Consider the following 25,492-nt stretch of genomic DNA (forward strand, 5'->3'; position numbering starts at 1 on the left):
CCGAACCGGACGATCCGGGGGACCTAGGTGACCGGTGCGACAGATTGTCCGGACCGATGTAACAAGCAGGAAACCGGGCTGTTTCCGGGCCGCATCGCGGGTGTGCCACTTGACAGGAAGGTCGTGGCGACAGATTGTCCGCCGGGGTCAGCCGACGCTCGAACCTCCGGTCGGCGGTGCCACCTGGCACGAGGGACACCAGAAGACGATGCGCTCGCGCGTCGGGTCGGCTCCGAGCGCTCCGCCGCGGATCAGGGTGCCGCACCGCCGGCAGGGCCTGCCTTCGCGCCGATACACCCAGGTCGTGCGGCCGGGTCGGGTGTCGCCCGTGAACGTGCGGTCGACGCGATCACGGTTGGCGCGGATCATGCGGGCTCCGAGATCGACGATGGCGGCGGCATCCGTCTCGCTCGCCGGAGTGGTCGGAAGGATGCCGCGCACGAAGAGGATCTCGTTGGCGTATTCGTTGCCGAACCCGGCGATGCTGCGCTGGTCCTGCACTGCGACGTGGACGGGTCTCGGGTCGGCGGCGAGACGCCGCGCCGCCTCCGCGGGGTCCCAGTCGTCGGCGAGCGGATCCGGTCCGAGGTAGCCGACGAGCCGCTCCTCGTCGCGGGTCGGGACGAGCTCGATCTCGGCGATGTCGAAGCCGACCGTCTCGATGTCCTCCGTGCCGACGATTGCGCGGGCTTTGAACCCCGGCGCGCGCCAGCGCTCGCCGGGGCGATGGATGTCCCACGACCCTTCCATCTTGAGGTGGGAGTGCAGCGTCCACGGCCCGATCCGGTGCAGCAGATGCTTGCCGCGCGCGGCGACGCTGTGGATGGGCTCGCCGCGCAGGTCGGCGGTCGCGGCCTGCGGCACGCGCAGCTCGAACCTGGTGACCTCGTGCCCCGCGAGCACCGCGTCCAGCCGGCGGGCGAGGCGATGGACGGTGTCGCCCTCAGGCACGGGCGGCTCGCAGTTCGTCGCCGGCGGTCACCCGCCGCAGGGTGAGTCCGCGCGTCGACTCGACGAACCCGGCATCGCGCAGCGCGCGGCCGACCTCCGTCCCGTAGACGAACGCACCGTTGACCTGCTCGATCGTGAGCGTGTCGAGCCGCCTCGCCCGCGCGGTCGCGGCGAGGTCACGGGCGGCCGCGGCGACGCGCTGCGCGTCGTCGTCGAATGCGAGCGCCGACTTGCCGCCGCGCTCGAGGTACAGCACGAGCGCGCCGTCGACGAGCACGACGAGTCCGCCGGCCTTGCGGCCCGGCCGATGGCCGACCCCCTCGAGCGCGGGCCAGGCGAGCGCGGCGCCGTACGGGTTCGCGGGATCCGTGGCGGCCAGGGTGACGGCTGTGAGCGGCGCCGGATCGGGCACGCCCGCGAAGCCTCGCAGTCGGTCGACCGTGGTGGATGCCGCGAACTGGGCCGCGCCGAGCTTCTCGATCACGTAGCCGCGGCGGCAGTGGCCGGCCTCCTCGAACCCGGCGAGCACTCGGTAGGCCTGCGCGAAGCCGCCCGGGAGGCCCTCGGACTGCACCGAGCCGCGGGTCACCACGCCGTACCGGTCGAGCAGCAGGCTCGCGGCCGCGGTCGCGTGCAGAGTCGGATCCGGCTCGGGGGTCGGCAGCAGCGACCAGCGTCCGCCGACCGCGGTCGGCCGAGGCGGGACGGATGCCGCGACCGTGCGCACCGCGGCGCCCCGGTAGAGACGGGCCCGAGGTGCGCGACGGGTGGTGCGATGCGCCTGGGAACCGCCGCCGATGAGCGTGCGCACCGGGGCGAAGGTGTCGTTCGTGACGCGCCCGCTCCAGGTGAGAGCCCACAGGGCGTCGATCACCGATTGCTCGTTCTCCGCCCCGGTGAGCTGCCGGAGCTGCCCGGCGAAGTACGCGCCGCCGAGGGCGAGCGACGCCAGCAGCTGCGCCTCGAGGCTTCCGGCAGCCGGCGCCAGGGCATCGTCGAGCTCGGCGAGGGTCAAGGACGCCGACTCGGCGGGGTGCAGGGCGATCCAGCCGTCGCGGCCGGGAAGGGAGCCATGGCCCGACCAGAGCACCTCGCCCGAGGACGTGAGCTCGTCGAGCAGCGCCGGGGTGTAGTCCGCGACCCGGCTCGGGAGGACCAGCGACTCCCAGGCGCTCGCTGGGATCGGAACGCCAGCGAGCTGCTCGATGACGGCCGCGACCCCATCCAGGCCCTCCAACGGCCGGGTCACGTGCTGCCAGGTGGGGAGGAACCGCGCGAAGGCATCCTGCGAGACCGGCTCGACGGTGCCGCGGATGGCGGCGAGCGAGCGCATGCGCAGCCGCCGGAGCACCTCGGTGTCGCACCACTCGGTCTCGTCGCGCGCGGTGGCGTACCCGTCGCCGTCAACGCTCGTTCGTGCCGCGTCGGAGAGGAAGAAGCCGCTCGTCACCCGCCCCTGCGATTCGAGGCGCTGCAGCGTGAGCCGGGCGACGGCGATCCCCACACCGAGCCGGTCTGCGACCGCAGCCGCGGTGAAGGGGCCGTGCGTGCGGGCGTGCCGGGCGACGAGGTCGCCGAGGGGATCGGCGATCGGGTCGAGGAACGCTGTCGGAATTCCGACAGGCAGCGCGACCCCGAGCGCATCGAGCAGCCGCCCCGCATCCTCGATCGCGGCGAACCGCGGCGCCCCGGCGATCGTGACGCGGATGACCCGGCGCGCCGCGACGAGGTCCTCGAGGAACGCGGATGCCTCGGCCTCGGTCGCGAAGTGCTCGGACTCGTCCACGGACTGCAGGCGCACCGCGATCTCGCCGGCGTCCAGGGGCCCCAGCATCCGGAGCAGGTCGGCGACGCCCTCGAGGCCCCGGGCGCGGCGTTCGGGGTCGAGTCGCTGCACCTCGCGTTCGAACTGCGCGATGACGGCGGGGTCGAGCAGCTCGCGCATCTCGACCTTGCCGAGGAGTTCGGAAAGCAGCGCCGGGTCGACCGAGAGCGCGGCGGCGCGCCGCTCGGCGAGCGGCGAATCGCCCTCGTACATGAAGGCGCCGACGTAGCCGAACAGGAGGTCCCGCGCGAACGGCGATGGCTGGGCAGGCTCGGTCTCGATGAGCCGGATGCGCCGTTCGCCGATCGCACCGGCGATCCGCAGCAGGGCCGGGACGTCGTAGACGTCCTGCAGCACTTCGCGGAGGGTCTCGAGGATGATCGGGAACGTCGGGTAGCGGCGAGCGACCTCCAGCAGCTGCGCGGACCGCTGGCGCTGCTGCCACAGCGGCGTCCGTCGCCCGGGGTTGCGGCGCGGCATCAGCAGCGCCCGGGCCGCGCACTCGCGGAAGCGGGAGGCGAACAGCGCCGAGCCGCCGACTTCGTCGGTGACGATCTGCTCGAGCTCGGCCGGGTCGAAGACGAACAGCTCGGCACCGGGTGGCTCGGCCGTGGCATCCGGGATCCGCGCGATGATGCCGTCGTCGCTCGCGACCGCCGACCCGTCGACGCCGAGTCGTTCGCGAATGCGCGCGTTCACGGCCAGCGCCCACGGCGCATGCACCTTCATGCCGTACGGGGAATGCAAGATCACCCGCCAGTCGCCGACCTCGTCCCGGCCGCGCTCGACCGTGAGCGCGCGGTCGGTGGGGAGAGTGCCGGTGGCCTCGCGCTGCTCGGCGAGGTAGGCGAGCAGGTTGCCTGACGCGTTGGCGTCGAGCCCCGCGTCGCGCAGCCGCGCTTCGGCCTTCTCGGGGGTAGCGGCCGAGACCTCCCGCGAGAACGCGCCGAGCGCCTCGCCCAGCTCGGCGGGCCTGCCGAGGCCGTCGCCGTGCCAGAACGGCACCTTTCCGGGCTGTCCGAATGCCGGCACGACATTGACCCGGTCGTGGGTGATCTCCACGATCCGCCAGCTCGTCGTGCCGAGGGTGAAGACGTCGTTCACCCGCGACTCGTAGACCATCTCCTCGTCGAGCTCGCCCACGCGGGCGTTCGCGGTCTCGCCGGCGACGAAGACGCCGAACAGGCCGCGGTCGGGGATCGTCCCGCCGCTGGTCACCGCGATCCGCTGCGCCCCGGGCCGCCCGGTGAGCGTGCCGAGATCGCGATCCCAGATCACCCTGGGTCGCAGCTCGGCGAACTCGTCGGAGGGGAACCGCCCCGCGAGCAGGTCGAGGGTCGCCTCGTAGGCCGACCGGGGCAGCGCGCGGAACGGGGCACTCCGCTTGAGCGTCTCGTACCAGCCTTCAACGTCGATCGGCCCGACCGCGCACGCGGCGACCGTCTGCTGCGCCAGGATGTCGAGCGGGTTCTGCGGCACCGTGATGGATTCGATCCGACCGGCCAGCATCTGCTCGGTGACGATCGCGGTGTGCAGCACATCGCTGCGGTGCTTCGGGAACAGCGCCGCGCGGCTCACTTCGCCGACCTGGTGGCCTGCCCGCCCGATCCGCTGCAGTCCCGACGCGGCGCTCGGCGGCGCCTCCACCTGGATGACGAGGTCGACGGCGCCCATGTCGATGCCGAGTTCGAGGCTGCTCGTCGCGACGACGCAGCGCAGGATGCCGGACTTCAGCTCCTCCTCGACCTGCGCGCGCTGCTCCTTCGAGACCGACCCGTGGTGCGCCTTCGCGAGCACCGGGGCAGCGCCCTCCGCAGAACCCGGTGGTCGAGTAGCTTGCGTATCGAGACCGGCCATCATCGCCGCGGGCATTCCACCGGTCGCTGAGCCTGTCGAAGCGTCGGGAAGGTCCAACCCCATCCGCTCGGAGTAGATCTCGTTCAGCCGGGCGGTCAGCCGCTCGGCCAGGCGCCGCGAGTTGCAGAACACGATCGTGGACCGGTGCTTGACGATCCGGTCGACGATCGCCTCCTCGACGTGCGGCCACACCGAGCCGGTCATCTCGGTCGCCTCCGGTCGGCGTCGAGCGCCACTCCCGGTCCCTGAGCCTGTCGAAGGGTCGGCGAACCAGTCCTCGTCTGCGGGCACTTCTTCAGCCGACGGCTCCACGCCGTACGAACCCGGCGGCGGAGGCGGGTTCATCATGTCGTCGACGGGGACGATCACCCGCATGTCGAACGCCTTGCTCGAGCGGGGTGCCACGATCTCGACCGGCGCGGATCCGCCCAGGAAGCGAGCGACCTCGTCGATCGGTCGGACGGTCGCGGACAGGCCGATCCGCTGCGCCGGGGCGCCGCCGGGGTTCAGTGACTCGCGCAGCGCGTCGAGGCGCTCCAGGCTGACCGCGAGATGCGCGCCGCGCTTGGTCGCCGCGACCGCGTGCACCTCGTCGACGATCACAGTGTGCACGCCCGCGAGCGTCTGCCCAGCCTGGCTGGTCAGCATCAGATAGAGCGACTCCGGGGTCGTGATGAGGATGTCGGGGGGCGCGGTGACGAGCTTGCGCCGGTCGCTCGAGGTCGTGTCGCCGGACCGCACGCCGACGGTCACCTCGGGCACCGAGATGCCGAGGCGCCGCGCGGACTGCCCGATCCCGACCAGCGGCGACCGCAGGTTGCGCTCCACGTCGACGCCGAGCGCCTTGAGCGGCGAGATGTAGAGGATGCGGGTGGGGGAGGCCGCGGCATCCGTCCGCCGTCGTCTGCCCGCGGCCTGCGCGGGCGCCGCGTCCTTCTCGTGGAACACCCGGTCGATCGCCCAGAGGAACGCTGACAGCGTCTTGCCTGAGCCGGTCGGTGCGACCACGAGCGCGTGCCTGCCGTGCGAGATCGCGTTCCACGCGCCGATCTGCGCGTCGGTGGGGCTGGGGAACGCGCCGCGGAACCAGTCCTGCGTCGCAGGTCCGAACCGCGCGAGCACGTCGCTCATCCGTCCATCCTGCCCGCTGTCGCCGACATCCGGGTCGGACCGACCACCCTGCTTACGGGCGGTCGAGCGGGATCAGCACCCAGAGGATCAGGTAGAGCCCGATCGACAGGCCGAAGAAGACGACGCCGAGCACCATCACGGCCCGCACGATGGTGGCGCTCATCTCGAAGCGGTTCGCGATCGCGGCGCACACTCCGCCGATCATGCGGTCGGTGCGAGGACGGACGAGGGCGGCCATGCGCCCATCCTGCCGCTGATCCTGCCCCGGCGGAAGAGCGGGCCTCACGGCTCGGCCAGCCCTTCCGCCGTGAGCTCCAAGACGAGGTCTATTCCGAGTCTCGCCAGGAACGCCTCGTCGTGGCTCACCACGAGCACCGCCCCGCGGTAGGCGGCGAGGGCGTCGACGAGCTGGTCGACCGTCTCGAGGTCGAGGTTGTTCGTCGGCTCGTCGAGCACCAGCAGCTGCGGCGGCGGGTCGGCCAGCAGCACGCGGGCGAGCGCGACCCGGAACCGCTCTCCGCCCGACAGCGACGCGACCGGCCGCGTCACGGCGTCGCCCCGAATGAGGAACCGCGCGAGCCGATTGCGCAGCTCGGGGATGGGAACAGCGGATGCCGCGGCCGCGACGTTCTCGAGCACCGAGGCCGCGTCATCCAGCCCGTCCACCCGCTGCGGCAGGTACCCGACGCGGTCGGTGTGCAGGACTGCCGTCCCGTAACTCCTGCAATCCTCAGCGACGCCCACGGAGGTCTGCGCGATTCCGCCGACCACAAGGTCCGCCTCCCCCGGATTGCAGGAGTTATGTTCCACCCCGCCCACGAGAACTTCGAGCAGGGTGGTCTTGCCCGACCCGTTTGGACCGACCAGGGCCACCCGCTCCGGGCCCTGGATGGTCCAGGAGCGATGGCCGTCGCTCAACGTCGCGATGCGGCGCCCGGCCGGCACGTTCGGATCGGGCAGGTCGATGCGCACGCGGTCGTCGTCGCGCACCCGCCGCTCGGCGGCTTCCAGGGCCGTGCGGGCGGCCGACTCCTTGCCGCGCGCTTCGGTGCGCAGCCTGCCCGCCGAGACCTCGGCCGCGCGCTTGAGGTTGCCCGCGACGATGGGCGGCACCCGCTTCTCGTACTGCGCCTTCCTCCCCATCGCCTGGCGCACCGCGATCTTCACCTCGGCCTCGATGCGGTCCCGCTTCTCGCGCTTCACGGCCTGCACGGCCGTGCGCTCGGCCTGCCGGGCGGCGTCCTGCTCGGCGTCGAGCCAAGCGCGCCACTGCGAGTAGGGGCCGCCGTACACGGTGAACTCGTCCTCGTAGAGCTCGGCGGTATCGTCCATGAGCTCCAGCAGGGCGGTGTCGTGGCTCACCACGATGAGGGTGCCGCGCCAGGCGCGGACCATCCCGTACAGCCTCGCCCGCGCGTCGCGGTCGAGGTTGTTGGTGGGCTCGTCGAGCAGCGCGATCGCTGGGCCGCGCAGCCGGATCCCGGCGATCGCGGCGAGCACCGCCTCGCCGCCGGACAGCTCGCCCACGCGGCGATCGAGCATGCCCGGCGACAGGCCGGCATCGGCGAGCGCGCCGTGCGCCCTCGCCTCGATGTCCCAGTCCGAGCCGACGACGTCGAAGTGACGGGTGTCGACGTCGCCGGACTCGATCGCGCGCAGCGCGCCGAGTGTCTCGGCGACGCCGAGCAGCTCGGCAACGGGGCGGTCGACGTCGAGCGTGAGCTGCTGCGGGAGATACGCGGCATCCGTCGATGTGGTGATGTGCCCGGCCGCGGGGGACAGGGCGCCCGCGATCAGGCGCAGCAGGGTCGACTTGCCGGCGCCGTTGCGACCGACGAGCCCGGTGCGGCCGGCGCCGAACGCGCCGGAGACATCGGCCAGCGCGCTGCTGCCGTCCGGCCACGTGAACGACACGCGATCGAGGACGACGGAGGGGGTGAGGGAGTGAGCGGGCATGAAGCCTCCTGGTGGTCAGAGATGCACTGACACCGGATGCCTCGACCCTTTCTCAGGGCCGGGCGCAGCTCACGGAAGAGGAGCGTCGACGGGTCAGCGCGCGGATGCKGGCGCGGATGCGTCGAGCTTTGTCACGGGAGGACCCTCACGTCGGGAACAGGAGAGACCAGAATACCGGATGCCGCGGCCCGACCATAAGGTGGGGGATCATGACTGCCGAGCTGGTGGTGCCGACGAGGCGCGTGGCGTCCGCACCGAGGGTGCAGCTCGGGCGGATCGTCGTCATCGACGTGCTGCGGGGCATCGCGCTGCTCGGGATGCTGGTGGCGCACGCCCATCCGCTGCTCCCGGGCGGCGAGGAGGGCCCGATCTCGTTCGCGATGGGTCAGCTCAACGACATCGCCTCACCCCTGTTCGCCCTCACGATGGGGATCTCGGCCCAGCTCGTCGCCTCCCGCACCCCTCGTCGATCCTGGGGGGTGCTGCTCGTCCAGCAGATCGCCCGCGGGTTCATCCTGATCGCCCTCGGACTGTGGCTGGCGTCGTGGGGGACGTGGGTCGATGTCGTGCTGGCTTACCTCGGCGTGCTGCTGATCGTCGGGGCGCCGCTGCTGTTCCTGCCCACGATCCCGCTCGCCATCGTGGCGGCGGCGGTCGCGCTCGTGAGTGCGCCGCTGAACAGCTGGGCCGCCGATGCCGTCTTGCGCGCCGGGTTCGATCAGCCGGACGCTGTGCGGTATCTCGAAGCGTGGGTGTTCGTGGGCTACAACTACCGCCTGACGAACCTGCTGCCCTTCTTCCTTTTGGGGGCTCTGCTGATGCGCGGCGGCCTGGCTCGCAGCCGGCTGCTGATCTGGATGGCGGGCATCGGCGTCGCGGCCTACGCCGTGCGTCCACTCCTGGCGAAGTTCACGGATACCGCCCTCTACGCGTCGGGCTCGTACCCCGACACCCTTCACGACGTGGGCCTCGTCTTCCTCGTGTATGCCCTGGTGATCTGGCTCGCCGGGATCCGAAGATCCGGCCCTGCCCGCGTCGTCGCGGCGGTGTTCCAGCCGCTGCGCGCGCTCGGGTCCCTCGCCCTCAGCCTCTACGTCCTGCACGTCGCGGTGCTCGCGCTGTGGATGAACAGCGGGATCGGGTACGGCGCCGGCTACCGCTGGTTCTTCATCCTGGTGGGGGGCACGACGGCGGTCGCCTGGGTCTGGTGGCGGTTCGTCGGCACCGGCCCGATCGAGCTGCTCATGGGGCTGGTCACCGGGCGCTACCGCTGGCCGTGGCGCAGGCGCGTTGCCGCGAGCGACTCAGCCTGAGCTCTCGAGGCGCTTCTGGAGGAAGACCCGCACGTCGGCCAGTTCCTCGTCGGAGACGCTGTGGGTGAGCCCCTGGTAGACGCGCCCGCTGAGGTCGACGTGCCCGGGCAGCCACTGGATGGTGTGCTCGATGAGCGCCTCGGGGAGCACGTCGTCGTGCGTGCCGCGGCCCCAGAAGGCCGGCGGACGGCGCTCGGCCAGGAGCGGGTCGCCGGGGAGTTCCCCCGGCGCGGCATATCCGCTGAGGTTCACCAGGAATGCGAAACGGCCTGGGTCCAGCCGCATGGCCTGGATCGCGATGGACGCACCCTGCGAGAAGCCCACCAGCCCGATCGGGCCGTGCGCGGGGATGGTTTCGAGCCACTCGATGAAGCGTGCTGCCGCCTCAGTGACGCGCGCCGCATCGCGGGTTTCGAGGCCTTCGATGGGATACCACGAGTACCCGGGAGCGGGCCATGGCGGCGGCAGGGGCGCCCGGACGGCGGCGACCACGAACTCCGGCGGCAGGTACGGAACGAGTCCGAACAGGTCGTTCTCGTCGGCGCCATAGCCGTGGAGCAGCACGAGCAAGGGTCGTTCGGCGCGCTCCTCAACGGGAGCCGACCAGAGCACGACGTCGTCATCGAGAGGTGGAGTGGCGGGCACGCCTCCATCATGCCCCGGCACTCCGACGTTCTGGGAGGGGATTCGCGGTCCAGGAGTGCGGCGCGAGGATGCTCCGACGCCGAGGGAAGGGTATACAGGAGACATGCCGGTGCGAACCCCCGATCCCGATCCGAACGATGAAGACGGCCAGGGCAACCCCCGTGATCGACTCGGAGCGTCCTTCGGGCGGCCGGGGCACCCGCTCGGCGACGGCACCTTCGGCTCGCCGACGCCGGCAAGCGCCTCCAACCCCGGCTGGCTCAGCGACATCGAACTCGCCGAGGCCAGGCGCCGGATGCCCATCCTCTACGTCGAGGCGGTTCCGGTGCGCACCGACGGTGTAGGTGCGGTGATCGACGTCGGCATCCTGCTGCGCGCGACGCCCCTCGGCGAGATCACCCGGAGCATCGTGAGCGGGCGCGTCCGCTACGGCGAGACCGTGCGCGATGCGCTGTTCCGCCACCTCGAGAACGACCTCGGCCCGATGGCCTTCCCCCTGCTGCCTCCGCAGCCGGTGCCGTTCACCGTCGCGGAGTACTTCCCGCTCCCGGGCATGAGCGCCTACCACGACGACCGGCAGCACGCCGTGTCGCTGGCGTTCGTCGTCCCGGTGAGCGGCACGTGCGAGCCGCGCCAGGATGCGCTCGAGGTGACCTGGATGCCACCGGCGGAAGCTGCATCCGATTCCCTCGCCGCCGAGATGGAAGGCGGCCGAGGCACGCTCATCCGCCTCGCGCTCGCGAGCGTCGGCGCGCTGCGCTGACTCTCGACCGCATCGGGACGATTCCGGATGCCGCGGCCGCGCCGCGTCGTAGGCTCTCAGCGTGACGACCGAATCCGCTCCCGCGCCCCTTTCGTTCCCCACCGATCCCGACGGCTGGCTGGCCTTCGCCGGCGACCGACCCGACCGCGCCGCGGCGTTCGTCCAGGGCGTCGACGAGCAGCTCAAGTCGGATGCCGCACGCCCGACGCTCGCGAGGCTCGAGCTGTGGAACGACGCCGATCTCGCCCTGCGGCAGGCGACCAGCGAGGCCTATCTCCTCAGTGAGGCCCATCCCGACGCCGCCGTGCGCACCCGCGCCGAGGAGCAGGTGCAGGCGCTCGAGTCGCTCTCGTCTGCCCGCCTGCTGGATCGCGACCTGTGGACGGTGTTCGCCGATGCCGATGTCTCCGGGCTGGACGCGGACGCGCGGCGCCTCCTCGTGCATCTGCTGCGCGATTTCCGCCGAGGTGGCGTCGACCTCGACGATGAGACGCGGGAACGCGTCGGCGTGCTCACCGACCGCGACACGGAGCTCAGCCTCACGTTCGCGCGCAACGTCCGCGAGGGCCGTCGCGAGATCCGCGTCGCCCCCGACGCGCTCGCCGGCCTCCCGCAGGACTTCATCGACGAGCACCCGCCGGGCGACGACGGGCTCGTCGTGCTCACCACCGAGTACACCGACCTGATGCCGGTGCGCGAGTACGCGTCCGACCGCGCGACGCGGGAGGCGATCGTCGCCGCGTTCAACGACCTCGCCTGGCCGGAGAACGAGCCCATCCTCGCGGAGCTCCTCGAAGTGCGCGAGGAGCGGGCGCGGCTCCTCGGCTATGCCGATTGGGCGGCCTACGAGACCGAGCCGCGGATGATCGGCGAGGGCCCTGCGATCCCGGCATTCCTCGCCCGGCTGGACGAGGCATCCGCCGCCGCGGCCGCAGCCGAATACCCGCAGCTTCTGGACCGGCTGCGGCAGGACGCACCGGATGCCGCGGCCGTGACGATCGCGGACTTCTGGTACGTGCTCGGCGCGATCAAGCGCGAGCAGTACGACGTGGACGCCCAGGAGGTGCGGGCGTACTTCTCCTTCGACCGCGTGCTGCCCGGCGTGCTCGAGACGACGGGGCGGCTGCTGGACGTCCGGTACGTGCCGGCGGATGTCGCGACCTGGCATGACGACGTGCAGTCGTACGACGTGCTGCGCGGCGACGAGGTGCTCGGCCGCATCCATCTCGACCTGCATCCGCGCGAGGGCAAGTTCAACCACGCGGCATGCTTCGGGCTCGCTCCCGGAGTGATCGGGCGGGTCCTGCCGGAGGCCGTGCTGCTGTGCAACTTCGCGCGGGGACTGCTGACCCACGACGAGGTCGTGACCTTCTTCCACGAGTTCGGCCACCTCGTGCACGACATCCTCGGCGGCGCCCAGCACTGGGCGCGGTTCACCGGCGTGGCGACGGAGTGGGACTTCGTCGAGGCGCCGAGCCAGCTGCTGGAGGAGTGGGCGTGGGATCCCGCCGTGCTCGCGACCTTCACCGCGAACGCGGACGGCGACCCCATCCCTGCCGAGCTGGTCGAGCGGATGCGCACGGCCGACGCCTTCGGCCGAGCGCTCGAGGTGCGTCGGCAGCTGGGGCACGCACGGGTCTCGTACCACCTCCATGTCGACCGTCCCGACGACCTTCAGGCGGAGACGGAGCGGATCTACGCCACGTCCTCACCCGTCCAGCCTCTGCGCGGGCTGCACCCCTACGCGGGATTCGGGCACCTCACCGGCTACGGCTCCTGCTACTACACGTACCAGTGGAGCCTCGTGATCGCCCGTGACCTCCTGTCGGCGTTCGGCGGCGACCTGATGGATCCGGCCGTCGCGGCGCGCTACCGCGAGCAGATCCTCGAGCCCGGCGGCAGCCGGGACGCGAGCGACCTGGTCGAGTCGTTCCTGGGCCGCCCGTACTCCTTCGACGCCTACCGGGAGTGGCTCACGCCGGGCGCCTGATCGGCCTGCGTCGGGTCAGGGGTTGGTGAGGCGCGCGAGCTCGGCGACGAACGCGTCCACGTCGCCCGGTGCGGTGTCGAAGCTGCACATCCAGCGCACCTCGTTCTTCGCGGCATCCCAGTCGTAGAAGCGGAAGGATTCGCGCAGCTGGTCGGCGATGCCGTCGGGCAGCGTCGCGAAGACGCCGTTCGACTGCGTGGGCTGCGTGAAGCCGACCCCCCGGATCAGCCCCTCCGCGATCCCCGCCTCGACGCCGGCGCGCAGCCGCGCGGCCATCGCATTGGAGTGCTGCGCGTTGCGCAGCCACAGGTCGCCCTCGAGCAGGGCGATCAGCTGAGCCGACACGAACCGCATCTTCGATGACAGCTGCATGTTGAGCTTGCGCAGGTATTTGAGGCCGGTCGCCGCCTCGGGATTGAGCACGACGACGGCCTCGCCGACCATCGCGCCGTTCTTGGTGCCGCCGAAGCTCAGCACGTCGACGCCCGCATCGCGGGTGAACGCCCGCAGCGGAAGATCCAGGGATGCCGCGGCATTGGCGATGCGCGCCCCGTCGAGGTGCAGGCGCATGCCGAGCGGGTGGATGTGGTCCGCGATCTCGCGGATCTCGTCCGGCGTGTACAGCGTGCCGAGCTCGGTCGACTGGGTGATCGACACCGCGAGGGGCTGCGCGCGGTGCTCATCGCCCCAGCCCCACGCCTCGCGGTCGATGAGCTCGGGGGTGAGCTTGCCGTCGTCCGTCGGGATGTTCAGGATCTTGATGCCCGCGACCCGCTCCGGCGCACCGCCTTCGTCGACGTTGATGTGCGCGGTGGATGCCGCGACCACCGCGCCCCAGCGCGGCAGCATCGACTGGATCCCTGTGACGTTCGCCCCGGTGCCGTTGAACACCGGGAACGCCTCGACGCCCTCGCCGAAGTGCCGGACCATCACTTCCTGCAGGCGGGCGGTGTATGCGTCCTCGCCGTACGCGACCTGATGCCCGTCATTGGCCGCTGCGATCGCGGCGAGGATCTCAGGGTGGATGCCGGAGTAGTTGTCGGACGCGAAGCCGCGCACGCTCGGGTCGTGGATGGTGGTCACGGGGATCAAGCCTACGGCCGCGGCATCCGCTCCCTCCATCCATCGACAGTGTCCCCCGCCGGCGCTACCTTCGAGGCGGGATGACGGAGGAGACGACATGACGAGCGAGACGTTCGATGTCCAGGTCCAGCGCGAATTCGATGCGCCGATCGCGCGGGTGTGGGCTGCGTGGACCACCCCGGCGGATCTGCGCTCGTGGTGGGGACCGACCGGGTTCACCTGCCCGCATGCGGAGGCGGACGTCCGCCCGGGCGGGCGTATCTTCGTGACGATGCGCGCACCGGCCGAGTGGGGTGGCTTCGAGCAGCACAGCGCGTGGGACATCACCGAGATCGATCCGCCGAGCGTGCTGCGTTACGTGCACCGGTTCGCCGATGCGAGTGGCACGCCGATCACGCCCGCCGAGGCGGGTATCCCGATCGAGGGCGTTCCGGCCGAGGGTCACCACGAAGTGCTGCTGACCGACCTCGGCGACGGGCGCACCCGGCTCGAGATGACCGAGCACGGCTACACCACTGAAGCGGCCCGCGATCTGTCGCGCGGCGGGCTCGATCAGTGCCTCGACAAGATGGCGGAGCTGGTGTCGCCTCCCACCCGCTGAAGGCCGGCTATCGCGTGAGGTCGATCACCGTGTCGTTGAGGGACCCCGCATCCTCGGCGAACAGCCCGACGAACGCGTCGGCGAGGGTGTGCTCGAGCCCGTCCAGCTCCTTCACCCGGAAGATGACGGATGCCGCGCGCAGCGGTTCGCCGGCCTCCCGAGCTGCTTTGGCGAAGCCCTGGGCGACCGCGCGCGTCCAGGCCTCGCTCGCGGCCTTGACCGCGGCGTAGTTCGCCCCGCCGGCGAGGGGCCGCGCGACGGCCGTCGATGAGACGATCGCCAGACGCCCGGCATCCGAATCCCGCAGGTCGGCGTCGAAGGCCCGTGTGACGTTCCGGAGGGCGGTGAAGGACACTTCGAGGAATCGGTAGTCGGCCTCGGTCTGCCCGGCGAGACCCCCGCCGCCGCGCCATCCGCCGACGAGGTGCAGAAGGCCGTCGACCCGGCCGACCTCGCCGAGGAGTCGTTCGGCGAGGGCGAACACCGCGGGTTCGTCGGTGAGGTCGCAGGCGACCGCGACGATCCCCGGCAGGTCCCGCTCGAGGGAGGCGAGTCTTGTCTCGTCGCGCCCAACGATGACGACACGGTCGCCGCGGTCGAGCGCGGCGCGGGCGACGACGGCGCCGACGGCGCTCGTTCCGCCGGCGAGCAGGAGGGTGCGCGGGAGCGCGACTGTCGTCATTCGCTCATCTTCCCATCGGGTTCCCAATGTCGCAGGGGGACGTTACCCTCGGGGCCATGGCAGCTGACGCCGCCCCGCCAGATCCTGGAGATGAGACCGTGCTCGCCCCGCCGGGCGGCATGCGCATCTTCCTGGAGGTGCTGATCAACACCGGCGCCGCGAACATCACGACGAGCTTCCTCTGGTTCGCGCTCACGTTCTGGGCCTACCTCGAAACGAAGTCGGTGCTCGCGACCGGCATCATCGGCGGCGTCTACATGCTGCTGATTGCGCTGTTCGGGATGCTCTTCGGCACCCTCGTCGATCGACACCGCAAGCATCGCGTCATGGTGGCCTCCGCCGTCGTGACGCTGGTCGCGTTCCTTGCGGCCGGCGCGCTGTATCTCGCCTTCCCGGAGTCGACCCTCATCGATCTCGGCGGACCCTGGTTCTGGCTCTTCGCCGGCATCATCCTGCTCGGGGCCGTGGTCGAGAACCTCCGCAGCATCGCACTGTCGACCACGGTCACCCTGCTCGTGCCGGTGGAGCGCCACGCCAACGCCAACGGTCTGGTCGGCACCGTCCAGGGCATGGCCTTCATGGTGACGAGCATCTTCAGCGGTCTCGCCATCGGGCTTCTCGGCATGGGCTGGGCGCTCCTGATCGCGCTCGTGCTCACGGCCGCGGCGCTCGTGCATCTGCTGTTCATCCGGATCCCCGAGGGTGCGCCGCCTGCGGCGACCGAGAAGCGCCCGTTCATCGACCTGCGCGGCAGCGTGCGCGCTGTCGCCGCGGTGTCGGGGCTGTTCGCCCTCATCCTCTTCTCGACGCTGAACAACCTCATCGGCGGGGTCTACATGGCCCTGATGGACCCGTATGGTCTGACGCTCTTCCCGGTCGAGTGGTGGGGGGTCATCCTCGGCATCACCGCGACCGGGTTCATCATCGGCGGCGCGGTGATCGCCAAGTTCGGTCTCGGCCGCAATCCGATCCGAACGATGCTGCTGTTCGTCATCGTCATGGGCCTGCTCGGCAGCCTCTTCACGATCCGCGAGTTCTGGTGGCTGTACGCCCTGGGGATCTGGCTGTACATGTGCATCATCCCGGTGATCGAGGCATCCGAGCAGACCGTCGTCCAGAAGGTGGTGCCGTACGAGACGCAGGGGCGCGTTTTCGGCTTCGCCCAGGCCTTCGAGGCGTCGGCCGCGCCGATCACCGCGTTCCTGATCGCGCCGATCGCCCAGTTCTGGATCATCCCGTACATGGAGTCGGATGCCGGGCAGCAGACGTGGGGCTGGCTGCTCGGCGAGGGCGAAGCCCGGGGGATCGCCCTGGTGTTCTTCGTGGCGGGGCTGGTCATGGTGGTGCTCGCGCTCCTCGCGTTCACGACGCGCGCCTATCGCACCCTGTCCGCGGAATACGAAGGGAGCCCCCGGCCTGGTGAGGCCGGGAGCTCCCGTTCGCTTGATCGACCGGTCGAAGATCGGTCGGCGCCGACTACGCGATGACCAGGTACACCCTCAGGTGCGCCACCGCCTTGCCCCCGGCATCCCGCAGCTCCACGGTCGCCCACGCCGGTCCGGCGGCGGCGCCCTTGGCGGTCGTTCCGGTGACCGTGAACGAGCCGGAGCCGGCGGCCACGGGGCCCGAGACCGTGAACGTGGCAGCTCCGGTCGCAGCGACGACCACGGGCGTCAGCGTTCCACCCGTGAGGTTCTGGACGTTGACCGTGGTCGACGACGCCTTGCCCGCACCGCTCGGCACCTTGCCGAAGCTGACGCTCACCGGCGACAGCAGCGCCTTCGCGTCGACCGCGGCCTTGACATCGAGCAGGCCGGCGCCGATGAGGTTCGGGTCGTCCTGCTTGTTGTCATAGAACGGCGTCAGGGCGCCCTGATTGGCGGTGTTGGTGAGCGCCGAGCGCACCTGCCACGGCGCCCAGTCCTTGTGCTGGCTCATCACCACCGCGGCAGCGCCCGCGAGGTGCGGCGTTGCCATCGACGTGCCGTTGAAGAAGGCGAACTTGCCGCCCACCACCGAGGAGAGCACGTTGACACCCGGAGCCACGAGGTCGGGCTTGATGCGGAAGTCGACGTCGGTCGGGCCCTCGCTCGAGAAGTCCGCGAGCTGGTTCTTCGCGCCGAGCGGATTGAAGTAGGCGGGCGCGTTGAGCGTCGCCGGCTCCCCGACGGCTCCCAGCACGACAGCGCGATCCGAGAGCGAGATCAGGATGCTCGGGAGAATCGGCTGGTCGGGCTCGCCGTTGCTGCCCATGGCGAGGAGGCCATCGACCCGGTTGATCACGATCACCGCGCTGTAGCCGGCCGCCTGCACATTGCGCACCTTCACCGTGAAGTCGCAGGTTCCGCGAGAGATCACCGCGACACCGGTCCCCTTGGGGAGCGTCTCGCACGCCTGGCTGACGTTGGCGAGTTCGGGGACCGGACCTGTTCCCTCGACGACGTCGATGATGCCGAGGGGGCCGGGGGCGGGGGTGCCGAAGTCGCCCGCCACACCGGGGGCCTTGCCCTTGGAAGTGCTGACGGAGTAGGCGACCTGGTGGGGGACCGACGAAGCGCCGGCGGTGAGGGCATTCGCCGAGGAACCGGGTGATTCGACCGTCCCGAATCCGGGGCCGGAGTTGCCCGCCGCGACGGCGATGAGCATGCCGGCCTTGTCGAGGTTGTCGATGGCGTTGGTGAGCAGATCGTGCCGGCCCTGCGCATCGCCGCCGAGACTCATGTTCGCCACGTCCATGCCGTCCGCATAGGCGGCGTCGAGGGCGTTCAGGATGTCTTCGCTGCGGGCATCCTCGATCGTTCCGGGGAAGATGTTGTAGTTGCCGAGAAGAGCCGCGGGGGCGACACCGGAGATGGTGTGGGGGATCGTGACACCGTCGACGATCGCGGTGGTCCCGATGTTGCATGCCACGGTGCCGGCGACGTGCGTCCCATGATCCTGGACTGCGGTCTCGTCGAAGCCGAGCTTGGCCGCCTTGTTGGCGAACACCTTCGCCACGATGACCTTGTTGTTCGTGTGGTTGTTCGCGCCGTCCTTGTCGCCCCAGCCGGAGAAGCACGGGTGCGACTCCTCGATGCCGGTGTCGATGATGGCGACCTTGATGCCCGCGCCGGCGCCGGCCGCGCCGCCGCCTCCCCAGGCCTGCACCGCGTTGATGAGGGCGAGGTCGGGGTCGTCGTCGGTGGKGTGGTAGAGCCCGCTGTACTKGGCGTCCGTGACCTGCGGTGCGGTCTTCAACAGGTCGAGAGAGGTGCCGTTGAGTGTGACCGACACCGCATTCAGCGAGACGTCGACCGACCCGGTGATTTTCGCCTTCGGTGCGTTGGTCTGCAGCCACTTCTTGAAGTCGTTGCGCTGGGCGGCGAGGACGGCGCGATACGACTTGGTCTTCGCGCTATCGAGGTCCGCGCGCTTGCCCTTGCGATCGACCGAGGTGGATGTCGCGACCGGGTCGCCCTTCAGCACGACCAGGGCGGTCGACGCGTCGACCGCCGAGGATTCGGTCGAGTCGCTGTTCGACGGTGGTGCCGCCGACGCAGCCGAGATCGGAGCGAGAATCGTGACCAATGTGGTCGCGATTGCCAAGGCGACGGTGTGCCGCCGAGCGATGAATGCCATTCTGTGGACCCTTCTGGGGTGGGACATGACGGACCCACGACTCACAGCAGGGGGAGGGCGGGTTCGTGAAGTCTTCCGGGTGCGCTCGGGAGAATGCAAGATCTTGCTTGTCGCGCACCGGCGTGATAACACCGCACCGCGGGTGCCGGATCCGTCGACCAGGCGCCCGCGGCGTGGCGTTGTCAGTTCGCGGCGTCAGGCGTCAGACGTCCGTGGCCCGGATCCCCGACGTCGACTCGATCACCGGACGCATCTTCTTCTCGAGGGCTTCGAAGAACATCGAGAGCGGGAACTCATCGTCCAGCACGGCGTCGGTGTAGCCCTTCGGAAGTCCCGACAGCACCTCGTCCGGCAGTCCGCGCGCCCACGCCGACGCCGGATGGGGCGTCAGCGTCGAGCGCACCAGCTCGTACGCGGCGAGCCAGTGCGCCACCTTCGGCCGGTCGATCGAGCGCCAGTACAGCAGGTCGATCGCGTCGCCGAGGGCGACCACCGCCGCCGGGACGCCGTCCCAGTCGAAGGCGAGCGACGTGTCGGTCCAGTGCAGCACCCCACGCTGGTGCAGCCACGCGAACAGCAGCTGACCGCCGAGCCCGTCGTAGTTGCGCACGCGTGTGCCCGTGATCGCGAACCGGAAGATCCGGTCGAAGATCACGGCGTACTGCACGAGCACCGCCTGCTCGAGGGTCTCGGCCTCGACTGGGTCCAGCGCATCGCCGGCATCCACCCGTGCCCGCAGGCGAGCCGTGATCGCGACGCACTCGCGGAACGCCGTGAGGTCGCACCGCAGCTCCTCCAGCGAATACAGGAAGTACGGCATCCGCTGCTTGATCATGAACGGGTCGAACGGCAGATCGCCGCGCATGTGCGTGCGGTCGTGGATGATGTCCCACATCACGAACGTCCGCTCGGCGAGCGCCTGGTCGTCGAGCATCCGGGCCGCCTCGGCGGGCATGTCGAGCTTGGTGATCTCGGCTGCCGCGCGCCCCACTCGCCGGTAGCGCGCTGCCTCGCGGTCCTGGAAGATCGCCCCCCACGTGAACGTCGGGATCTCCCGCATCGCCACGGTCTCGGGGAACAGCACCGCGGAGTTCGTGTCGTAGCCCGGCGTGAAATCGACGAGTCGCAGCGACACGAACAGCTTGTTGCCGTAGTCGCCGGCCTCCAGCTGCGCGATGAACTCCGGCCAGATCACTTCGACGATCAGCGCTTCGACGAATCGATTGCGCGACCCGTTCTGCGTGTACATCGGGAACACGACGAGATGACGGATGCCGTCGACCCGGTGCCGCTGCGGCTGGAAGGCGATGAGCGAGTCGAGGAAATCGGGCACGCCGAAGTCCCCCTCGGCCCAGCGCTGGAAGTCCCGAATCGACGACTCGAGGTACTCGTCGTCATGTCGGAACCGGGGTCTCAGCTCCTCGATCGCCGCGGTGATCGCGGTGACCTGATCGCGCGCGGCGGCGTGGGCCGCGGCATCCGGAACTGAGCCGTCCTGAGCCTGCAGCGACTGCAACGCGGTCGCAGCTGCCTTCAAAGACAGCCAGGCATCGGATGCCTCGACCGGGCCGGTCGCGTTCGCGTCGTCCTCGACGACCTCGGGCTCGCCGATGATCGCCTTCTGTGCACCGGGGGTGGTGTGCATCGTGCTGGACATGTGGGGAACCTCCGATCTGCTGAGGATCAGGCCGCGCGCGGGCGGCGGTGGTGGATGGGTTGGGAACAGCGTACCGGGGCGCTCTGCCGGACCGATCGGCGATCTGGATGCGCGTACGCTCTGCCTCATGGACCTCTCCACCGCCGCGTGCCCGCCCGTCGCACGCGGCGACGGCGTGCTGATCATCCGGAATGCCCAGTCCGGGACCGCAGTGCTCCGGGCCGACCCTGGTCCGACCTTCGCGGCGCGTCTTCCGGCCGCGGTCGTGCACGTGCTCGCCGAGGGCGAGGACCTCGCCGACGTCGTCGCGCAGCGTATGGCCGGCGACGCCGCCCCTGCGGTGCTCGGCGTCTACGGGGGCGACGGCTCGGTGTCGCGCATGGCGGGACTCGCCCGGAAATACGACGTGCCGCTGCTGGTCATGCCGGGTGGCACCTTCAACCACTTCGCGCGGGCGATCGGGCTCGACGACGTCGACGTGGCGATCGATGCGCTCGAGGCGGGGTCGGGTCGCACGGTGACCGTGCTCGAGGTGACCGCCGACGAGGACGACCCGATCACAGTGCTCAATGCCGTCTCGGTCGGCACGTACCCCGCCTTCCTCGAGAAGCGCGAGAGCCACCAGCCGCTCGGCAAGTGGGCCGGCGGTCTGGTCGCCGCCACCAAAGAGCTGCGTGGGGCGACACCCGTCACGATCGTGCGCGCAGGGCGCCGGGCATCGGTGTGGTCCGTGTTCATCGGCGTCGGCCGGAACGATCCCGACCTCGTCGCGACGATGCAGCGCGAGACTCCCGACGACGGCGTGCTCGACATCCGCATCCACCACGCCCGCGGCTCCCGGTCGCAGGCCATCACGGCTCTCGCCTTCGGCCCGCGCACCGTCACGGTGCTGCGCTCCCTCCGGCTGATGCCGCGGGATGCCGACCTCGAACGACTGGTGCTGCCCTCGTTCGACGTGGCGGTGCGCCCGTCTGCCGGCGGCCCGTGCGTCTTCGTGCACGACGGCGAGCTCGAGGAGCGCGACCCGTCCGGCTTCACCCTGCGCTGCGTCGCCGTGCCTTCGGCGCTGCGCGTCTACGCCCCGACCTCCACAGCCGCCGAGAAACCACATTCCGAATGAGACACACCGCGATGCGTGGTGTCTCGGCGTGGATGTGGTTTCTCGACGGCGATGTGGTTTCTCGGCCGAGCCCCGAATCAGGTGTGCTGCGGGAAGCCCAGGTTCAGGCCGCCGTGCGACGGGTCGAGCCAGCGTGACGTGATCGCCTTCTCGGCGGTGAAGAAGTCGAAGCCGTGCGGCCCGTACGCCTTCGCGTCCCCGAACAGCGAGGCCTTCCAGCCGCCGAACGAGTGGTACGCCACCGGCACCGGGATCGGCACGTTGATGCCGATCATGCCGACCTGCGCCTCGCGCTGGAAGCGCCGCGCGGCGCCGCCGTCGTTCGTGAAGATCGCGGTCCCGTTGCCGTAGAGGCTCGCGTTGATGATGCCGAGGCCGTCCTCGTACCCGTCGACGCGCACCACCGACAGCACCGGGCCGAAGATCTCGTCGCGGTAGACCGCCGACGACGTCGACACCTTGTCGATGAGGGTCGGACCGAGCCAGAAGCCGTCCGGGTCGCCGTCGGGCTCGACGCCGCGGCCGTCCACGACGACCGTCGCGCCGTCCGCGGTGGCGACGTCGATGTACGACGCCACCTTGTCGCGGTGCACCTTGGTGATGAGCGGGCCCATGTCGCAGCCGCGGGTGCCGTCGCCGGTGCGCAGGGTTCCCATGCGCTGGGAGATCTTCTCGATGAGCTGATCCGCGACGGCGTCCACCGCGAGCACGACCGAGATGGCCATGCAGCGCTCGCCGGCTGAACCGAAGCCCGCGTTGACCGCGGCGTCCGCGGCGAGGTCGAGATCGGCATCCGGAAGCACGAGCATGTGGTTCTTCGCCCCGCCGAGGGCCTGCACGCGCTTGCCGTGGCCGGTCGCGGTCTCATACACGTAGCGGGCGATCGGCGTCGAGCCGACGAAGGAGATCGCGCGCACGTCGGGGTGCTCCAGCAGGGCGTCGACGGCCTCCTTGTCGCCGTGCACCACGTTGAGGACCCCATCGGGCAGGCCCGCCTCGGTGAGCAGCGCGGCCATCCAGTTCGCGGCGGAAGGATCCTTCTCCGAGGGCTTGAGGATCACGGCATTGCCGGCGGCCAGCGCGATCGAGAAGAACCAGAGCGGCACCATCGCGGGGAAGTTGAACGGGCTGATGATCCCGACGACGCCGAGCGGCTGACGCAGCGTGTAGACATCGATGCCCGTCGAGACGTTCTCGGAGTAGGCGCCCTTCGTCAGGTGGCCGAGGCCGCACGCGAATTCGACGACCTCCATGCCGCGCGCGATCTCGCCGAGCGCGTCCGAGAGCACCTTGCCGTGCTCGGAGGTGAGGATCTCGGCGAGCTCCTGCTTGCGCGCGTTCAGCAGCTCGCGGAAGGCGAACAGCACGCCCTGGCGCTTCGCGATCGACGCGTCGCGCCACTGCGCCCAGGCTGCGGATGCCGACGCGACAGCGTCGTCGACGTCGGCGGTGGAGGCGAGCCGCACCTCCCGCTGCACCGTGCCCCAGGCCGGGTTGTAGACGGGGGACGTGCGGGTGGATGCCCCCGCCCATGTGCCGCCGTCGACCCAGTGGTCGAGGATCGTGGTAGCAGACTCCTTCGTCTGCTCGAGTGTGGTGGTGTCAGTCATGGTCTTCCTTCGTCTGGCCTCGTGGGCACGTGTGAATCCAGGGTAAGTCGCGGTTTCGGTGAGGGATAGGGCACACCGGGACGCGGGCGTGGGCGCGGCTACGCCTCGACGGCGGTCAGTGCTTCGTCGTAGATCGCCAGCGCCTGGCCGACCTCGTCGTCGGTGACCACGCACGGCGGCACGACGTGGATCCGGTTGTCCGCGGTGAAGGGCAGGAGGCCCCGCGCAGTCAGCTCCTTCTTGAGCCGGCCGATCACGTCCGCACCGACGGGTTCGCGCGTGGCGGGGTCGGCGACGAGCTCGAGCGCCCAGAAGACGCCCTCGCCGCGCACTTCGCCGATGAGGGCGTGCCGCTCGGCGAGGTCGGCGAGCCCAGGGCCGATCATGTCTGCGCCCACGCGGCGGGCGTTCTCGACGATGCCCTCGGCATCCATCGCGTCGATCGAGGCGATGATTGATGCCGCGGCCAGGGGATGGCCGCTGTAGGTGAGTCCGCCGGGGAAGACCCGGTCGTCGAAGGTCGCCGAGATCGCATCCGAGATGATCACGCCACCGACCGGCACATAGCCGGAGTTGACGCCCTTGGCGAAGGTGATGAGGTCGGGCACCACGTCGTAGCCCTCGAACGCGAACCAGCGGCCGGTGCGCGCGAAGCCGCACATCACCTCGTCGAGGATGAGGATGATCCCGTATCGGTCGCACAGCGCGCGGACCCCGGCGAGGTAGCCCGGCGGTGGGACGAGGATCCCGGCCGTGCCAGGCACCGTCTCGAGCAGGATCGCGGCGATCGTGGCGGGACCCTCGGACTGGATCACGCGCTCGAGGTGGTGCAGCGCCCGGGCCGACTCCTCCTCGGGCGTCGTCGCCCAGAACTCGCTGCGGTACAGGTAGGGGCCGAAGAAGTGCACGTGTCCGCGGGCGTACTGGTTCGGCATCCGTCTCCAGTCGCCCGTCGCGACGATCGCCGCGCCGGTGTTGCCGTGGTACGAGCGGTACGTCGAGAGCACGGTGTCGCGGCCGGTGTGCAGCCGCGCCATGCGGATCGCGTTCTCGTTCGCGTCGGCGCCGCCGTTGGTGAAGAAGACCTTGCGGAACCCGGCGGGCGCCTTGGAGAGGATGCGCTGCGCCGCCTCGCCGCGGGCGAGGTTCGCCGTGGCCGGCCCGATGGTCGCGAGCAGCGCGGCCTGATCCTGGATCGCCTTGACGACGGCCGGATGCTGGTGCCCGATGTTGACGTTGACGAGCTGACTGGAGAAGTCGAGCAGGCGATTGCCCGCGTGATCCCATACCGTGGTGCCCGCTCCGCCGGCGATCACGGGCAGGTCGAGCCCCGCCTGCGCCAGCCAGGAGTGGAAGACGTACTCGCGGTCGAGCTCCTTCGCCTTCGCGTCGAGATCCTCGGTCATTGGTGGTTCCTTCCGTTGCTGCTGCATTGCCCGCCCGGTCGCCCCGCGAGCGGAGCGAGACGAAACGCCCCACTCCGCTCGCTCGGTGAGAACGGCTAGTTGCCGCCCTCCTGCAGTTCGACGGTCAGCGGTGCGAAGTCGGTGCCGTCGACATCCACACCCTCATCCTTCAGCTCTTTGAGCGCCTTTTCCACGTACTCGTTCGAGTAGGCGGTCTCCGGCGGGTCCTGCGTGATGATCGTCGACCCGGTGTCGTTCTTCGTGTCCAGGGCGATTCCGACCGTCTGGTCCCACGCCGCCTTGTCGATCATGCCGATGCCGTTCGTGGAGGGCCAGATCAGCTTGTTGATCTCATTGGTCATCCACAGCTGGTGGCTGGTGCCGAGAGTGGACCCGGCATCCGTCACGATCTGGGCAGCCTCCTCAGGGTTGTCCCGAGCGAAGATCCAGCCCTTGATCGAGGCCTTGATGAACTTCACCGTGGTGTCGGCATAGTCCGCGTCGTCCGCCAGACGCGACGCGTCCGCCCAGATCGCATCCTGGAGCATGGCGGTGCCCTCGTCGTTCCAGTTGATGACGTTCAGGTCATCGGGCTGGTAGAGCTCACCGGTCGCGGGGTTCACCGTCTCCAGCACCTGCGCGTACTCGTTGTAGGTCATCGCCTGCGCTGCATCGATGTCGCCCGCGAGGAATCCGTTCATGTCGAACGCCTGCTGCACGAGCGTGATGTCCGACGTGGTGTCGATGCCGGCCTTCTGCATGCCGGCGAACAGCTCCCACTCGTTGCCGTAGCCCCAGCTGCCCACCTTCTTGCCGTTCAGATCGGCCGCCGTGGTGATGTCCTTGTCCTTGAACGAGATCTGGGTCGTGGCCGAACGCTCGAAGATCTGCGCCACGTCGGTGACGTTCGTGCCCTGCTCGATCGAACCGAGCACCTTCGGCACCCACGAGATCGCGTAGTCGACATCGCCGGCCGCGAGGGCGTCGATCGGCACCGTGTCGGTGCCCGCCTCCTGGATCGTGACGTCGAGGCCCTCGTCCTCGTAGTAGCCCTCGGCGACAGCGGCGTAGTAGCCGGCGAACTGCGCCTGCGCGACCCACTGCAGCTGCAGCGTGACCGGCGTCAGCGCGTCGTCGCCCGATGCGCTCTCCTCGGACGATGAGTCCGACGAGGAGCAGCCGCTGAGCATGAGCGCGGCGGCTGTGACCGTCGCACCGATGCCGAGCGACAGTCGTGTGCTGTGCTTCATGTGCTTCCTCCTGTGTGTGTGGTGCTTGTGCTGT

General features: G+C 70.2%; 18 protein-coding genes. 6 read left to right on the plus strand and 12 right to left on the minus strand.

What is annotated here, in order from left to right; all coding sequences use genetic code 11:
* Positions 1 to 147: 147 nt before the first annotated feature.
* From ACXJ3V_RS11385 to ACXJ3V_RS11400, 4 genes are read right to left on the minus strand one after another with little or no spacing between them, the layout of a single operon-like run.
* Entirely contained in the window at positions 148 to 951 is an 804-nt protein-coding gene (locus ACXJ3V_RS11385) for a DNA-formamidopyrimidine glycosylase family protein (protein WP_457100421.1), read from the minus strand.
* On the minus strand, positions 944 to 5,764 hold the full coding sequence (locus tag ACXJ3V_RS11390; protein WP_457100422.1) for an ATP-dependent helicase: 4,821 nt from the start codon (positions 5,762 to 5,764) through the stop codon (positions 944 to 946). Before ACXJ3V_RS11390 ends, ACXJ3V_RS11385 begins: the two co-directional genes overlap by 8 nt.
* A 52-nt stretch (positions 5,765 to 5,816) precedes the next feature.
* Positions 5,817 to 6,002, minus strand: coding sequence for a PspC domain-containing protein (locus tag ACXJ3V_RS11395; RefSeq protein ID WP_457100423.1), 186 nt, complete (start codon positions 6,000 to 6,002; stop codon positions 5,817 to 5,819).
* 44 nt (positions 6,003 to 6,046) lie between these two features.
* Positions 6,047 to 7,720 (minus strand): ABC-F family ATP-binding cassette domain-containing protein, encoded by a 1,674-nt coding sequence (locus tag ACXJ3V_RS11400; RefSeq protein ID WP_457100424.1) that lies wholly within the window; start codon positions 7,718 to 7,720, stop codon positions 6,047 to 6,049.
* A gap of 209 nt (positions 7,721 to 7,929) precedes the next feature.
* Here ACXJ3V_RS11400 and ACXJ3V_RS11405 point away from each other — a divergent pair, with 209 nt between their 5' ends.
* Positions 7,930 to 9,033: a heparan-alpha-glucosaminide N-acetyltransferase domain-containing protein gene (locus ACXJ3V_RS11405; RefSeq protein WP_457100425.1), complete on the plus strand. Its 1,104-nt coding sequence runs from the start codon at positions 7,930 to 7,932 to the stop codon at positions 9,031 to 9,033.
* Here the strand turns inward: ACXJ3V_RS11405 and ACXJ3V_RS11410 are convergent.
* Complete coding sequence (locus ACXJ3V_RS11410; protein ID WP_457100426.1) at positions 9,025 to 9,678, minus strand: alpha/beta hydrolase; 654 nt, start codon at positions 9,676 to 9,678, stop codon at positions 9,025 to 9,027. The two genes, ACXJ3V_RS11405 and ACXJ3V_RS11410, sit on opposite strands and share 9 nt — an antisense overlap.
* Positions 9,679 to 9,781: 103 nt before the next feature.
* Between ACXJ3V_RS11410 and ACXJ3V_RS11415 the strand changes: the two genes are divergently transcribed.
* Together ACXJ3V_RS11415 and ACXJ3V_RS11420 are read left to right on the plus strand one after the other, a co-directional pair.
* Positions 9,782 to 10,441: an NUDIX hydrolase family protein gene (locus ACXJ3V_RS11415; protein ID WP_457100427.1), complete on the plus strand. Its 660-nt coding sequence runs from the start codon at positions 9,782 to 9,784 to the stop codon at positions 10,439 to 10,441.
* Between the two features lie 61 nt (positions 10,442 to 10,502).
* A complete protein-coding gene (locus ACXJ3V_RS11420; RefSeq protein WP_457100428.1) occupies positions 10,503 to 12,431 on the plus strand; it encodes a M3 family metallopeptidase in 1,929 nt (642 codons plus the stop codon).
* Positions 12,432 to 12,446: 15 nt separating this feature from the next.
* On the opposite strand, the gene ACXJ3V_RS11425 is transcribed toward ACXJ3V_RS11420, so the two are convergent.
* Entirely contained in the window at positions 12,447 to 13,514 is a 1,068-nt protein-coding gene (locus ACXJ3V_RS11425; RefSeq protein WP_457100429.1) for a threonine aldolase family protein, read from the minus strand.
* Positions 13,515 to 13,611: 97 nt separating this feature from the next.
* Between ACXJ3V_RS11425 and ACXJ3V_RS11430 the strand changes: the two genes are divergently transcribed.
* Positions 13,612 to 14,115 carry an SRPBCC family protein gene (locus ACXJ3V_RS11430; protein ID WP_457100430.1) on the plus strand — a complete coding sequence of 168 codons (504 nt, stop codon included), beginning with the start codon at positions 13,612 to 13,614 and terminating at the stop codon, positions 14,113 to 14,115.
* Between the two features lie 7 nt (positions 14,116 to 14,122).
* Here ACXJ3V_RS11430 and ACXJ3V_RS11435 read toward each other — a convergent pair whose 3' ends face one another.
* The gene (locus tag ACXJ3V_RS11435; RefSeq protein WP_457100431.1) at positions 14,123 to 14,797 is read right to left on the minus strand and encodes an SDR family NAD(P)-dependent oxidoreductase; all 675 of its coding nucleotides are present in this window, start codon (positions 14,795 to 14,797) and stop codon (positions 14,123 to 14,125) included.
* Positions 14,798 to 14,916: 119 nt separating this feature from the next.
* Between ACXJ3V_RS11435 and ACXJ3V_RS11440 the strand changes: the two genes are divergently transcribed.
* Positions 14,917 to 16,284, plus strand: a complete 1,368-nt coding sequence (locus tag ACXJ3V_RS11440; protein ID WP_457100465.1) for an MFS transporter — start codon at positions 14,917 to 14,919, stop codon at positions 16,282 to 16,284.
* On the opposite strand, the gene ACXJ3V_RS11445 is transcribed toward ACXJ3V_RS11440, so the two are convergent.
* The gene (locus ACXJ3V_RS11445; RefSeq protein WP_457100432.1) at positions 16,274 to 18,415 is read right to left on the minus strand and encodes a S8 family serine peptidase; all 2,142 of its coding nucleotides are present in this window, start codon (positions 18,413 to 18,415) and stop codon (positions 16,274 to 16,276) included. The two genes, ACXJ3V_RS11440 and ACXJ3V_RS11445, sit on opposite strands and share 11 nt — an antisense overlap.
* Positions 18,416 to 18,617: 202 nt before the next feature.
* Positions 18,618 to 20,072 (minus strand): DUF6421 family protein, encoded by a 1,455-nt coding sequence (locus ACXJ3V_RS11450; RefSeq protein WP_457100433.1) that lies wholly within the window; start codon positions 20,070 to 20,072, stop codon positions 18,618 to 18,620.
* A gap of 127 nt (positions 20,073 to 20,199) precedes the next feature.
* Here ACXJ3V_RS11450 and ACXJ3V_RS11455 point away from each other — a divergent pair, with 127 nt between their 5' ends.
* On the plus strand, positions 20,200 to 21,192 hold the full coding sequence (locus tag ACXJ3V_RS11455; protein WP_457100434.1) for a diacylglycerol/lipid kinase family protein: 993 nt from the start codon (positions 20,200 to 20,202) through the stop codon (positions 21,190 to 21,192).
* Positions 21,193 to 21,269: 77 nt separating this feature from the next.
* On the opposite strand, the gene ACXJ3V_RS11460 is transcribed toward ACXJ3V_RS11455, so the two are convergent.
* The 3 genes from ACXJ3V_RS11460 to ACXJ3V_RS11470 all read right to left on the minus strand — a co-directional run bounded on the left by ACXJ3V_RS11460 (position 21,270) and on the right by ACXJ3V_RS11470 (position 25,458).
* On the minus strand, positions 21,270 to 22,802 hold the full coding sequence (locus tag ACXJ3V_RS11460; protein ID WP_457100435.1) for a CoA-acylating methylmalonate-semialdehyde dehydrogenase: 1,533 nt from the start codon (positions 22,800 to 22,802) through the stop codon (positions 21,270 to 21,272).
* Positions 22,803 to 22,900: 98 nt separating this feature from the next.
* Positions 22,901 to 24,208, minus strand: a complete 1,308-nt coding sequence (locus tag ACXJ3V_RS11465) for an aminotransferase class III-fold pyridoxal phosphate-dependent enzyme (RefSeq protein WP_457100436.1) — start codon at positions 24,206 to 24,208, stop codon at positions 22,901 to 22,903.
* A gap of 95 nt (positions 24,209 to 24,303) precedes the next feature.
* Positions 24,304 to 25,458 carry an ABC transporter substrate-binding protein gene (locus tag ACXJ3V_RS11470; RefSeq protein WP_457100437.1) on the minus strand — a complete coding sequence of 385 codons (1,155 nt, stop codon included), beginning with the start codon at positions 25,456 to 25,458 and terminating at the stop codon, positions 24,304 to 24,306.
* Between the last annotated feature and the right edge of the window lie 34 nt (positions 25,459 to 25,492).

It is taken from the genome of Microbacterium sp. P5_E9 (assembly GCF_054049175.1).

What these genes read in the sequence shown, in the direction of transcription:
- ACXJ3V_RS11455 (WP_457100434.1), top strand. Translation starts at nt 20,200, where the DNA reads ATGGACCTCTCCACCGCCGCGTGCCCGCCCGTCGCACGCGGCGACGGC.
- ACXJ3V_RS11435 (WP_457100431.1), bottom strand. Translation starts at nt 14,797, where the DNA reads ATGACGACAGTCGCGCTCCCGCGCACCCTCCTGCTCGCCGGCGGAACG.
- ACXJ3V_RS11460 (WP_457100435.1), bottom strand. Translation starts at nt 22,802, where the DNA reads ATGACTGACACCACCACACTCGAGCAGACGAAGGAGTCTGCTACCACG.
- ACXJ3V_RS11405 (WP_457100425.1), top strand. Translation starts at nt 7,930, where the DNA reads ATGACTGCCGAGCTGGTGGTGCCGACGAGGCGCGTGGCGTCCGCACCG.
- ACXJ3V_RS11465 (WP_457100436.1), bottom strand. Translation starts at nt 24,208, where the DNA reads ATGACCGAGGATCTCGACGCGAAGGCGAAGGAGCTCGACCGCGAGTAC.
- ACXJ3V_RS11440 (WP_457100465.1), top strand. Translation starts at nt 14,917, where the DNA reads ATGCGCATCTTCCTGGAGGTGCTGATCAACACCGGCGCCGCGAACATC.
- ACXJ3V_RS11430 (WP_457100430.1), top strand. Translation starts at nt 13,612, where the DNA reads ATGACGAGCGAGACGTTCGATGTCCAGGTCCAGCGCGAATTCGATGCG.
- ACXJ3V_RS11470 (WP_457100437.1), bottom strand. Translation starts at nt 25,458, where the DNA reads ATGAAGCACAGCACACGACTGTCGCTCGGCATCGGTGCGACGGTCACA.
- ACXJ3V_RS11395 (WP_457100423.1), bottom strand. Translation starts at nt 6,002, where the DNA reads ATGGCCGCCCTCGTCCGTCCTCGCACCGACCGCATGATCGGCGGAGTG.
- ACXJ3V_RS11450 (WP_457100433.1), bottom strand. Translation starts at nt 20,072, where the DNA reads ATGTCCAGCACGATGCACACCACCCCCGGTGCACAGAAGGCGATCATC.
- ACXJ3V_RS11415 (WP_457100427.1), top strand. Translation starts at nt 9,782, where the DNA reads ATGCCGGTGCGAACCCCCGATCCCGATCCGAACGATGAAGACGGCCAG.
- ACXJ3V_RS11390 (WP_457100422.1), bottom strand. Translation starts at nt 5,764, where the DNA reads ATGAGCGACGTGCTCGCGCGGTTCGGACCTGCGACGCAGGACTGGTTC.
- ACXJ3V_RS11400 (WP_457100424.1), bottom strand. Translation starts at nt 7,720, where the DNA reads ATGCCCGCTCACTCCCTCACCCCCTCCGTCGTCCTCGATCGCGTGTCG.